Below are 11,216 nucleotides of genomic sequence, written 5' to 3' on the forward strand. Positions count from 1 at the left end.
GCCAGGCACCCCGACTCGGGATCACCCGGCACCCGTAGATGTCCTTGTCCGACGCCTTGTCCAGCGCCCGGTCGAAGTACACCCCCGGCGAACGCGTGAGCTGGGACGTCACCACCCGTTCCGTGCCGTTGGCGATGAACGTCCCCTTGGGGCTCATCAGCGGGAAGTCGCCCATGAACACCGTCTGGCTCTTGATCTCACCGGTGGTGTTGTTGATGAACTCCGCCGTGACGAACAACGGGGCGGAGTAGGTCATGTCCTTCTCCTTGCACTCCTCGACGGAGTACTTCGGAGGCTCGAACCGGTGGTCCCGGAACGACAGGGACATGGTCCCGGAGAAGTCCTCGATCGGACTGATCTCCTCGAAGATCTCCTCCAGCCCCGACTGCGTGGGAACGTCCCTGCGCCCGGCCTGGTGAGCCGCCTCGACCCGGGCCTTCCAGCGCTCGTTGCCGACCAGCCAGTCGAACGAGTTGGTCTGCAGGGCAAGGAGGTCCGGAACCTCGAGGGGCTCGTGGATGCGTGAAAAGGAGACGCGGCGGGGACCGGCGGGTACGGCGGAAGCGGTGCGCGAGGCTGCCAACAGGTGTGTCCTTCCGAGGGCTCGCGGCGGACTGGCGGCGCGCACGCCGGACGACTTCACGGCCGATACGGGAGGAGGGGACGTCGAGGCGAGCGCGGAAGGGCAGCATAGAGCAGAATGCAGACAGATGTCCACACCTACTTCAATTGTCAACCTCGATCCCGGGACCAGGATGACACGCTTCCCTCTCCCCCGTCAAGCCGCACACCGGAGAAGACCCATGAAAGGAACGTTCGGGTAGTTCGCGGTCAGAAGTACGCCTGCCACGCGGATGAAATTCCCGATGGGAGCCGGTCCGTCCACGGTACGGGCGGGCACCGACTTTGGTCGGTGTCGGCGCGCGGCCCCTGCCGCTAGCCTCGGCCCGTGAGCGAGACGTTCCACCAGGCGGGGCACGGCGCGCGGCGCCTGCTGTGGTCCGCGGCCTGCGTCGCCGCGGCGGCCGGCGCGCTGGGCGCGCTGACGCTGTGGGGCCGTTTCAGCGCGGACGTGACCGGCGCCGTCCTGACCCTCGACATCGCGGTCGCCCTGGCGAGCTGGCTGCTGTCACCGCTTCTGCTCTGGCGGCCGGTGGGCGTCGCCATGGCGCTGACCGTGCTCGCGGCGCTGTCCCCCACCGCCACCCCGGCGGCCAGCATCGGCGTGCTGCAGGTCGCGCAGCGGCGCCCGTTCCGGGTCGCGACGCTGGTCGGCGCGGCGGGAGTCGCGGCGCACGTCGCGCAGGGGCTGTGGCAGCCGAACCGGGGCATCTCCTTCGGCTGGTGGCTGCTGCTCATCGCCCTCGGCTACGGCGCGCTGGTCGGCTGGGGCGCGCTGGCGCGGGCGCGCCGGGAGCTGCTGGTGTCGCTGCGCGAGCGGGCCCGGCGCGCCGAGGCCGAGCAGGGCCGGCGGGTCGCCGAGGCGCGCATGGCCGAGCGGACCCGGATCGCCCGGGAGATGCACGACGTGCTCGCCCACCGGCTGTCGCTGCTGGCGACCTACGCGGGCGCGCTGGAGTACCGGCCGGACGCCCCGCCGGAGAAGCTGTCGCACGCGGCCGGGGTGGTCCGCGCCGGGGTGCACCAGGCGCTCGACGAGCTGCGCGAGGTCATCCTGCTGCTGCGCGCCGAGGACGCCGACGAGGAGGACCGGCCCCAGCCCGTCCTGCGGGACGTGCCCCGGCTGGTGGAGGAGTCCCGCGACGCGGGCGGGCGGGTGGAGCTGCGCGACGAGACGGTCGGCGCGTCCGCCCTTCCGGCGGCGGCCGGGCGCACCGCGTACCGGATCGTGCAGGAGGGGCTGACCAACGCCCGCAAGCACGCCGCGGGACGTCCCGTCCAGGTGGTGCTGGAGGGGCGGCCCGGGGCCCGGCTCGTGGTCGACATCCGCAACCCGCTGCCCGAGGACGGCGCGGGGCCGCTCGCACCCGGCAGCGGGACGGGCCTGGTGGGACTGACCGAGCGGGTGCGCCTGGCGGGCGGGCGGCTCGACCACCAGGCCGCCGAGGGCGAGTTCCGGCTGCGCGCCTGGCTACCATGGCCCGCGTGACCCGTCCCCTGCGCGTCCTGATCGTGGACGACGACGCCCTCGTCCGCGCCGGTCTGTCGATGATGCTGGACGGGACGGGCGGCATCGCCGTCGCGGGCGAGGCCGCCGACGGCGACGAGGTGCCCGCGGCCACCGACGCGCACGCCCCCGACGTCGTGCTGATGGACCTGCGGATGCCGCGCGTGGACGGCATCACCGCGACCCGCAGGCTGCGGGCCCGCCCGAGCCCCCCGGAGGTCATCGTGCTGACGACCTTCGACTCCGACGAGAACATCCTGCACGCGCTGCGCGCGGGCGCCAGCGGGTTCCTGCTGAAGGACACCCCGCCGGACCAGATCGTCCACGCCGTGCGGCAGGTCGCCGCCGGCAACCCGATCCTGTCGCCGCGCGTCACCCGGCGCCTCATGGACCGCGCCGCGGTCGAGGCCGGCGCCTACCAGCGCGCCCGCGCGGCGCTCGCCCGGCTGAGCCCCCGCGAGAACGACGTGGTCCTGGCGATCGCCCGCGGTCGCTCCAACGCCGACATCGCCGCCGAGCTGTTCATGAGCGTGGCCACGGTCAAGGCGCACGTCTCCAGCGTCCTGACCAAGCTCGATCTGGACAACCGCACCCAGATCGCTCTGCTGGCCCACGACGCCGGCCTCGCCTGACCGGCTCGCCCGCTCGCCTTCACACCGTCCCCCCTTGCGCGCCGCCGTAGCCGCATGCCAATCTTGGAACGACCATTCCAAGTTGGGGAGGCGGACCGGTGCCGGACGTCAAGCACTTCGATCCCGACGCCGTCCTGGACCGGGCGGTGCGGCTGTTCTGGCGGCGCGGCGCCGCCGCGACGGGCATCGCCGAGGTGGTGGCCGAGACAGGCGTCAACCGGTCGAGCCTGTACGCGACGTTCGGCGGCAAGCGGGACCTGTACGTGGCGGCGCTGCGCCGCTACACCGAGCGGCAGTCGCGCCCGGTGTTCGACCGGCTCGCCGCCGACGGGCGGGGCCTGCCTGGCATCGCCGCGTTCTTCGACGGGCTCGTCGCCGCGCGGTGCTCCGGCGAGCACGCCCGCTGGGGCTGCATGGTGTCCAACGCCCACGCCACGCAGGACGGGGACGACCCCGACGAGCGGGAGGTGCTCGACGCCCACCATGAGGCACTGTGCACCGCCATGCGCTCCGCCCTTCTCGCGGCCCGCGAGCACGGGCAGCTGCGCGACGACGTGGACGTGGGATCCGCCGCGCAGATGCTGGCGCTGCTGGCCTACGGGGTGAACCTGCGCTCTCGCGCCGGGGCCGGCCCCGGCGAGCTGGCGGACACCGTGGACGCCGCCCTGCGCTCCCTCTCCCCCGCACCTGACCAGCCGTGAAGGAGACGACGATGGCCGAGTTCAGCGTCTACGACGAGACCGACGCTCCCGCCGACGCCCGCCCGCAACTGGAGGCCGCCAAGAAGCGGATGGGGTTCGTCACCACGCTCAACGGGGTGATGGCCGAGTCGCCGGAGCTGCTCGCCGGCTACAACGCCCTGTCGGAGCAGTTCATGAAGTCGTCGCTGCCGGGCCACGCCAAGCACACCGTGCTGATCACCGCCAGCGTGCTGAACGGCTGCGAGTACTGCGTGGCCGCGCACTCCACGGTGGCGCTGCGGGCCCGCGTCCCCGCCGAGGTGGTGGAGGCGCTGCGTGCGGGGCGGGCCCTGGACGATCCCGCGCTGGAGGCCGTCCGCCGCCTCACCGGCGCCATGGTCACGCGGCGCGGCTGGGTGGACGACGCGGACGTCGAGGCGTTCCTGGCCGCCGGCCACACCCGCCGCCACGTCCTGGACGTCGTCCTCGGCGTCGGCATGAAGACCCTGTCCAACTACACCAACCACATCGCCCACACGCCGCTCGACCCGGCCTGGAAGGAGCAGGAGTGGACGGCTCCCTCCTGACGGAGCCGCTCACACCGCGGCGGTCCGGGCCCCGGCTTCCCCGGACGCCGTCTCCGCGGCCGGCGCGGGCTTCGCGACCGCGCCGCTGCGGGCCGACGCCGCCACGAGCACGGCGAGCACGACGAAGATCGCGGCGGCGATGGCGCCGGTGAGGTGCAGGCCGGCGGTGAACGCGGCGCGGGCGCCGTCCAGCAGCTCCTCGGCCCGCGCGGGCGGCAGGTGGCCGCCGGCGGCGACGGCGCCGGCCAGGGTGCGGGCCGCGGCCCCGCCGACGTGGTCCATCCGGGCCTGGTAGACGGAGGCGCCGATCACGCCGATGACCGCCAGGCCCAGCGATCCGCCGAGGTAGTTGCCGGTCTCCGACATCGACGCCGCCGAGCCCGCGCGTTCGGGCGGGACGGACCCGACCACCAGGCCGGTGCCCAGCGCGAACAGCGGGCCGGTGCCGAGGGCCAGGACGGTGATGCCGGCGATGACGGCCGCGGCCCCGTCCGACACCGTCAGCGGGAGGCAGCCCACCGCCGACACCGCCAGTCCGGAGGCGATCGCGGTGGCCGGGCGGATCCGCCTGGCCAGTGCGGGCGCCGCCATCGTCCCCACCGCGACGCCCAGCCCCATCGGCGCGAACAGCACGGCCGAGGCCAGCGGCGAACGGCCCAGCACGTCCTGCAGGTACTGGGTCACCATCAGGCCCGTCCCCGCCATGGCGACGCCCGCGAGCACCAGCGATACCAGGACGGCGCTGAGCGGGCGGCTGCGCAGCAGCCGCAGGTCCAGCAGGGGGTGTTCGAGCCGGAGCTGGCGCCGGACGAACACGGCGCCGGCGACCGCTCCGCCGGCGAGCGCGGCGGCGGGGACGGCGCCGCGGCCGTCGGCGAGCGTCAGCTGCTTCAACCCGTAGACCATCGGCAGGACGGCGGCCAGGGAGAGCCCGACGCTGAGCGGGTCGACGCGCCGTCCGGCCGACCGGTCCCGGAACTCCGGCAGCAGGAACGGCCCGGCCGCCAGCAGCAGCGCCATGACCGGGACCGCGACCAGGAACACCGATCCCCACCAGAAGCGCTGGAGCAGCAGCCCGGCCAGCACCGGGCCGAAGGCCCCGCCCGCGAACTGGCAGGTGGCCCAGATCGCGATGGCCTTCCCGCGCTCGCGCTCGTCGCGGAAGATGTTGGTGATCAGCGCCAGCGTCGAGGGCATCAGCGTCGCGCCCGCCACGCCCAGCAGCGCCCGGGCGGCGATCAGCGTGCCCGGGCTGGGGGCGTAGGCGGCGACGGCCGACAGGACGGCGAACGCGGCGGCGCCGGCGAACAGCAGGCGGCGGCGTCCGATCCGGTCGCCCAGGGTCCCCATGGTGATGACGAAGCCGGCGACCATGAAGCCGTAGGCGTCGCTGATCCACAGCTGCTCGGTGCCGCCGGCCCCCAGGTCGGTGCTCAGCTGCGGCAGCGCCAGCAGCAGCGCCGTCATGTCCATCGCCATCACCAGGGACGGCAGCGCGAGGACGGCCAGCGCGAGCCACCGGCGCGTCCCGGCGTCCTGCCCGTTGTGCTCCATGTCGTTCTTCCTCTTCGGAGTGGGATCACGTGTCACGGGGTGATCGGAGCGGGCGCGCGGTTCTCGACATCGGTCCGCGGGAAAAACTGGGAAGGTGTGTCGAAGGCGGCTGAACGGCTCCGACGTCTCCCCTGCGAGGCGCCGCCGGGGCGCCGGGGCGGAGGGGAGACCACCGTGAAGTACATGCTCATGCTGTACGCGTCGCAGCGGGCCTACGACGAGATGGCGGGCAACGTGCCCGAGGGCGAGGCCGTCTGGTCCGCCGAGGAACTGGCCGGGATGCACGCGTTCATGGAGAGGTTCAACCAGGACCTGGTCGAGTCCGGGGAGTTCGTGGACGCCCAGGGGCTGGCCGCGCCCGTCCACACCCGCCGCTTCCACATGAAGGACGGGGCGCCGGCCGTGACCGACGGCCCCTACCCCGAGACCGCCGAGGTCCTCGCCGGATACACCGTCATCGAGTGCGACGGTTTCGACCGCGCCTCGCAGATCGCCGCACGGCTCGCGCAGTGCCCCGGCCCGCGGGCGGCACGGGAGCGGGCGTACGTGGACCTGCGGCCGATCGTCGACGGGCGCGCCGACCTGGAGCCGTGACCGCGCCGCCGGAGGAGGCCTGGGACCTGCTGCGCCCGCTGGCGCCGCAGGTCCTCGGCGCGCTGGTGCGCCGGTACGGGCACTTCGACGCCGCCGAGGACGCCGTCCAGGAGGCGCTGGCCGCCGCCGCCTCGCAGTGGCCGGAGCAGGGGCTTCCCGCCGACCCGCGCGCCTGGCTGATCACGGTGGCGTCGCGCCGGCTGACCGACCTGCTGCGCGCCGAGCGGGCCCGCCGGCGCCGGGAGGACGCCCTGGCCGCGTGGACGCCGCCGGACGCGTGGCTCGCTCCCGCCGCCGACCGTCCGCCGCAGGACGGCGACGACACCCTGATCCTGCTGTTCATGTGCTGCCATCCGGTACTGGCGCCGGACCTGCAGATCGCGCTCACGCTCCGCTCGGTCGGCGGGCTGACGACGGCCGAGATCGCCCGCGCGTTCTTCGTCCCCGAGGCGACCATGGGGCAGCGCATCAGCCGCGCGAAGCGGCGCGTCCGCGACAGCCGCGTCCCCTTCCGGATGCCCGGCGCGGACGAGCGGCCGGCCCGGGTCGCCGCCGTCCTGCGCGTCCTCTACCTGGTCTTCACCGAGGGGTACGCCAGCACGGCCGGGCCGCACCTGTACCGGGGCGAGCTGGCGACCGAGGCGATCCGGCTGGCCAGGATCGTGCACCGGCTGCTGCCCGGCGACGCCGAGGCGACCGGTCTGCTCGCGCTCATGCTGCTCACCGACGCGCGACGTCCCGCTCGGACGGGTCCGGGCGGGGTCCTGGTCCCGCTCGCCGAGCAGGACCGGAGCGCGTGGAACGCCGAGTACATCGCCGAGGGGGTGGAGCTGCTGTCGGCGGCGCTGCCGCACGGGCCCGCCGGCCCCTACCAGGTGCAGGCCGCGATCGCCGCGCTCCACGACGAGGCCGCCACCGCGCGGGACACCGACTGGCCGCAGATCGCCGCCCTCTACGGGGTGCTGATGGAGCTGTCGCCCAACCCGATGGCGGCGCTCAACCACGCCGTGGCGGTCGCGATGGCTCGCGGGCCGGCCGCCGGGCTCGCCCTGCTGGAGGGGCTGCGGGACGACGCGCGGATCGCCGGGCACCACCGCCTGCACGCCGTCCGCGCCCACCTGCTGGAGATGTCCGGCGACGCCGCCGCCGCGCGGGCGTGCTACCTGGCGGCGGCCGAGCGCACCCACAGCCTTCCCGAGCAGCGCTACCTCCATGGCCGCGCCGCCCGCCTGGCGCGGACGGCCGCGGCGCCCGAGCGTCCGGCGGGCCGCTAGCCGCGCAGGCGGGTGACCGCCTGCGGGGTCAGGTGCCGCGCGAGCTCTTCGAGCAGGCCGACGATCTCGGCGACCCGGTGCGGGTCGTCGGTGTCCAGGGCCGCCGCGAGGGCGGCGTCGACGGTGCTGGACCGGACCTCCTCCACTCTGGCGGAGGGCTTCGGGGCGGGGCGGACGCGGACCCGGCGGCGGTCGTCGGGATCGGGCTCGGTGACGACGGCGCCCGTGTCGCGAAGCCGGGCGACCGCCGCCGACACCGCGCTCTGCGGAAGGCCGGTCCGGTCGGCGATCTCTCCGACGGCGCTGCCGGGGTGCGCGCGCACGTCGCTCACGACGATCAGGACGGTCCGGACGCTGGTGGAGTGCCGGCCGATGCCCTCGGTGGGCAGGGCCTCCTCGCCGATCTTCATCAGGGTCCGTCCCAGCAGGAAAAGCTCGACTCCGTCCATGCCGCCAACTTACATCAGCTTTGATGCATCAGACTTGATGTATCAATTTTGATGCTTTACGGTCGTCTCGGACGGGCGGAACCGCCCCCCGACCGAGAGGACCTTGCGATGGACACCGCCACGACCCCGACGACCGCGGGCATGCTCCGGACCGACGGCGCCGAGCTCTACTACGAGGTGCGCGGTACCGGTCCGATGCTGCTGATCTCCCAGAGCGGCGAGGGGGACGCCGGGCGCAGCACGGACCTGGTCGACCGGCTCGTCGCCGACCACACCGTGGTGACCTACGACCGCCGCGGCCTGTCCCGCAGCGTGCTGGACGACCCCGCCGCCGGGGTGAGCCTGGCCGCCCACGCCGACGACGTCCACCGCCTGCTGGCCGAACTGTCGGACGAGCCGGTGCTCATGCTGGGGTGCAGCCTCGGCGCCTCCATCGGGCTCCACCTGGCCGCCGACCACCCCGGCCAGATCAGCGTGCTCGTCGCCCACGAGCCGGTCACCCCGCGGCTGCTGCCCGCCGACCAGCGCGCCCGCCACGAGCGGGAACTGGCCCACATCCAGCGCGTCCACCGGCGCGACGGGCTCGCCGCCACGTTCGCGGCGATCGCCGGTGTGCTGGGCATCGACCCCGCCAGCCCCGACGTCGAGCCCGGCCTCACCCGGCACCCCATGACGCCCCAGCGAGCGCGCAACTTCGACTTCTTCGTCGAGCACGACTTCACCGCCGTCATCAACGACACCCTCGACGTCGCCGCGCTCACCGGGACCCCGACCCGGATCGTTCCGGCCTTCGGGCGGACCACCCCGCGCACGGTCTTCGACAGCAGGTGCGCCTTCGCGCTGGCCGACCTCGTCGGCACCGCGCCCCGGGAGTTCCCGGGCGGCCACAACGGCAACACCACCCACCCCCGCGCCTACGCCGCCGCTCTGCGCGCCGCCCTCAGCGCCCCTTGATCTTCCGCTCCGGCCCGGCCGCGGTCACGGGCTCGGCGCGGCCGTGAGGGCGCCGGCGCGGGCGGCGGCGTCCGCGGACGCGGCGGCCCGGTCGGCCGTCCGCTCGTCGACCGGCTCCCCGGTGATGAACAGCCGGTAGTAGAGGGGGGCGACGGCGAGCCGGACGACCTCGACCGCGTCCGTGCCCGCGGGGACCTCGCCGCGCTCGACGGCACGCCGGACGATGACGGCGGACTGCTCATGGCGCCGGGCGAAGAACGCGTGCAGGGATCGGGCGGCGTCGCCGCTCTGGGCCGCGGCCAGCACGAAGGCGCGCGCGACGGGGCCCTCGACGGGATCGGCGAAGCCGGCCGCGACGAGCCGGGCGAGGGCGCGCAGGTCGCCCGCGAGGGTGCCGGTGTCGGGGATCGGCCACGGTTCGGCGGAGGCGATCCCGAGGGCGTCGGCGATGAGGCCGTCGGCGTTCTTCCACCGCCGGTAGACGGTGGTCTTGTGGACCCCGGAGCGGGCCGCCGCCGCTTCGACGGTGAGCCCCTGGTAGCCGTGCTCGGACAGCACGGCGAGGGTCGCCTCCCGGACGGCGTCGCGCACCCGCGCGGTGCGGCCGCCGGGACGGACGGTCCCGGGCCCGGCGGCGGTCACCGCGCGGTCCTGCGGTTCCTGCTGTTGTCCATGCAATCGATGTTAACGCAACAATGATTGCGTTAACTTTGTCCTCGGGCGGAAACAGCAGTGGAGGGACGAGGGGGGACGAGATCCATGACAGAGGGTTCGCACGCCACGATCGAGGAGTTCAGGGTGTCCGGCCCGGACGCGGGGCCTTACAGCGTCGCCGCCGGGCCGGACGGGGCGTTGTGGTGCACGCTCGTCCACGAGGGCCGGATCGCGCGGCTGGCGCCGGACGGGGGCCTGACCGTGCACGGGCCCGTCCCCGCCGGACCGATGATCATCACGGCGGGCCCGGACGGCGCGCTGTGGTTCACCGCGTTCCACGGCGACGCGATCGGCCGGATCACCCCCGAGGGCGAGGTCGCGCGGTTCGCCCTGCCCGCGGGGTCGGGGCCGTGCGGGATCGCGGCCGGTCCGGACGGCGCCCTGTGGTTCACCCGCATGCACGCCGGCGACGTCGGCCGGATCACCGTGGACGGCCAGTTCAGCGCCTTTCCGGTGCCGGGAGAGGGCGCGATGCCCTCGATGATCGCGGCGGGTCCCGACGAGGCCCTGTGGTTCACCCTCAACCAGGGCAACGCCGTCGGGCGGATCGCGCCGGACGGGGAGGTCGCCGTCCATCCCCTGCCCACCGAGGGCTCCGCGCCGGTCGGCATCACCGCCGGGCCGGACGGCGCGCTGTGGTTCACCGGCATCGGCGCCGGGCACATCGGGCGGATCACCACCGACGGGAAGGTGACCGAGTTCCCGCTGCCCGACCGGGAAGCCCGCCCGCACGCCATCGTCGCCGGGCCCGGCGGGGACCTGTGGTTCACCGAGTGGGCCACCGCCCACGTCGGCCGCATCAGCCCCGACGGCCGCATCGACGAGCACCCGCTGCCGACGCCCGGATGCGAGCCGCACGGCATCGCGGTCGGACCGGACGGCGCCCTGTGGGTGGCGCTGGAGATCGGCGCGCTCGCCCGCGTCGCCGTCGCCTGACCCGCCCCCGCGGGCCGGACGGTTCGATCCCCGCCGAAGCGTCCGGGAGCGACCGTGGGCGGCATGGGTTCCCCAACGCACGCCACCGAGCCCCCCGCCGCCCCGCCGACCGGCCCCGCGTCCCGGCGCGGGGCGGTGCTCGCGATCCTGTGCGCCGGGATGTTCCTGGTGCTGCTGGACGTGACGATCGTCAACGTCGCGCTCCCCGGCATCGGCCGGGCGCTCGGCACCGGCCTGCCCGGCCTGCAGGGCGTCGTGGACGGCTACGCGGTCGCGATCGCGGGGCTGCTGCTGGGCGGTGGCGCCCTCGGCGACCGGGTCGGGCACCGCCGGACGACGCTCACCGGGTTCGCGCTGTTCGGGCTGGCGTCGCTGGCCTGCGGGGCCGCACCCGGCGCCGGCCCGCTCATCGCCGCGCGCGTCGCGCAGGGGGCGGGCGCCGCGCTGCTGCTGCCCGGCAGCCTCGCCCTGGTCACCGCCCACTATCCCGGACGGGCCGAGCAGGCGCGGGCCCTCGGGATGTGGGCCGGGATCTCCTCCACGGCGCTGCCGGCCGGGCCGCTGCTGGGCGGGCTGCTGGTCGACACGATCGGCTGGCGCTGGACCTTCCTGCTGAACGCGCCGATCGCCGCGGCCGCGATCGGCGGGGTCCGCGCGCTGGTGCGCGAGCCCCGCCGTGCCCGGCCGGGCGCGGCGCCGGACCGGGCGGGGATG

Annotated in this window: 12 protein-coding genes and 1 pseudogene; 9 read left to right on the plus strand and 4 right to left on the minus strand. The window is 74.9% G+C overall.

The window, feature by feature from the left end; genetic code table 11:
* Positions 1 to 583: pseudogene (locus tag ABWI04_RS39285) on the minus strand (DNA-directed RNA polymerase subunit beta); the annotation flags it as partial.
* Between the two features lie 366 nt (positions 584 to 949).
* On the opposite strand from ABWI04_RS39285, the gene ABWI04_RS39290 reads away from it, so the two are divergent.
* From ABWI04_RS39290 to ABWI04_RS39305, 4 genes are all read left to right on the plus strand, one after another.
* Complete coding sequence (locus ABWI04_RS39290; protein WP_353835563.1) at positions 950 to 2,110, plus strand: sensor histidine kinase; 1,161 nt, start codon at positions 950 to 952, stop codon at positions 2,108 to 2,110.
* The gene (locus ABWI04_RS39295; protein WP_345185171.1) at positions 2,098 to 2,760 is read left to right on the plus strand and encodes a response regulator transcription factor; all 663 of its coding nucleotides are present in this window, start codon (positions 2,098 to 2,100) and stop codon (positions 2,758 to 2,760) included. Before ABWI04_RS39290 ends, ABWI04_RS39295 begins: the two co-directional genes overlap by 13 nt.
* Before the next feature lie 98 nt (positions 2,761 to 2,858).
* Positions 2,859 to 3,461 (plus strand): TetR/AcrR family transcriptional regulator, encoded by a 603-nt coding sequence (locus ABWI04_RS39300; RefSeq protein WP_353835564.1) that lies wholly within the window; start codon positions 2,859 to 2,861, stop codon positions 3,459 to 3,461.
* 11 nt (positions 3,462 to 3,472) lie between these two features.
* On the plus strand, positions 3,473 to 4,027 hold the full coding sequence (locus tag ABWI04_RS39305) for a carboxymuconolactone decarboxylase family protein (protein ID WP_345185175.1): 555 nt from the start codon (positions 3,473 to 3,475) through the stop codon (positions 4,025 to 4,027).
* A 9-nt stretch (positions 4,028 to 4,036) separates the two neighbouring features.
* Here ABWI04_RS39305 and ABWI04_RS39310 read toward each other — a convergent pair whose 3' ends face one another.
* Positions 4,037 to 5,581, minus strand: coding sequence for an MFS transporter (locus ABWI04_RS39310; protein ID WP_345185177.1), 1,545 nt, complete (start codon positions 5,579 to 5,581; stop codon positions 4,037 to 4,039).
* 183 nt (positions 5,582 to 5,764) lie between these two features.
* On the opposite strand from ABWI04_RS39310, the gene ABWI04_RS39315 reads away from it, so the two are divergent.
* Positions 5,765 to 6,175, plus strand: coding sequence for a YciI family protein (locus ABWI04_RS39315; protein ID WP_345185322.1), 411 nt, complete (start codon positions 5,765 to 5,767; stop codon positions 6,173 to 6,175).
* Positions 6,172 to 7,449: an RNA polymerase sigma factor gene (locus tag ABWI04_RS39320; protein WP_353835565.1), complete on the plus strand. Its 1,278-nt coding sequence runs from the start codon at positions 6,172 to 6,174 to the stop codon at positions 7,447 to 7,449. Before ABWI04_RS39315 ends, ABWI04_RS39320 begins: the two co-directional genes overlap by 4 nt.
* On the opposite strand, the gene ABWI04_RS39325 is transcribed toward ABWI04_RS39320, so the two are convergent.
* Positions 7,446 to 7,898, minus strand: a complete 453-nt coding sequence (locus tag ABWI04_RS39325; protein WP_353835566.1) for a MarR family transcriptional regulator — start codon at positions 7,896 to 7,898, stop codon at positions 7,446 to 7,448. The two genes, ABWI04_RS39320 and ABWI04_RS39325, sit on opposite strands and share 4 nt — an antisense overlap.
* Positions 7,899 to 8,006: 108 nt before the next feature.
* On the opposite strand from ABWI04_RS39325, the gene ABWI04_RS39330 reads away from it, so the two are divergent.
* Positions 8,007 to 8,852: an alpha/beta fold hydrolase gene (locus tag ABWI04_RS39330; protein WP_353835567.1), complete on the plus strand. Its 846-nt coding sequence runs from the start codon at positions 8,007 to 8,009 to the stop codon at positions 8,850 to 8,852.
* Positions 8,853 to 8,876: 24 nt separating this feature from the next.
* Here the strand turns inward: ABWI04_RS39330 and ABWI04_RS39335 are convergent, their stop codons facing one another.
* Positions 8,877 to 9,494, minus strand: a complete 618-nt coding sequence (locus tag ABWI04_RS39335) for a TetR/AcrR family transcriptional regulator (protein ID WP_345185189.1) — start codon at positions 9,492 to 9,494, stop codon at positions 8,877 to 8,879.
* 117 nt (positions 9,495 to 9,611) lie between these two features.
* On the opposite strand from ABWI04_RS39335, the gene ABWI04_RS39340 reads away from it, so the two are divergent.
* Both ABWI04_RS39340 and ABWI04_RS39345 read left to right on the plus strand, forming a co-directional pair.
* Positions 9,612 to 10,502: a Vgb family protein gene (locus ABWI04_RS39340; protein ID WP_353835568.1), complete on the plus strand. Its 891-nt coding sequence runs from the start codon at positions 9,612 to 9,614 to the stop codon at positions 10,500 to 10,502.
* Between the two features lie 63 nt (positions 10,503 to 10,565).
* The coding region (locus ABWI04_RS39345; RefSeq protein ID WP_353835569.1) for an MFS transporter at positions 10,566 to 11,216 on the plus strand (651 nt) is incomplete at its 3' end.

This window comes from Actinomadura sp. NPDC000929, assembly GCF_040492065.1.
In the GTDB taxonomy this organism is placed as follows: Bacteria; Actinomycetota; Actinomycetes; order Streptosporangiales; family Streptosporangiaceae; genus Spirillospora; species Spirillospora verrucosospora.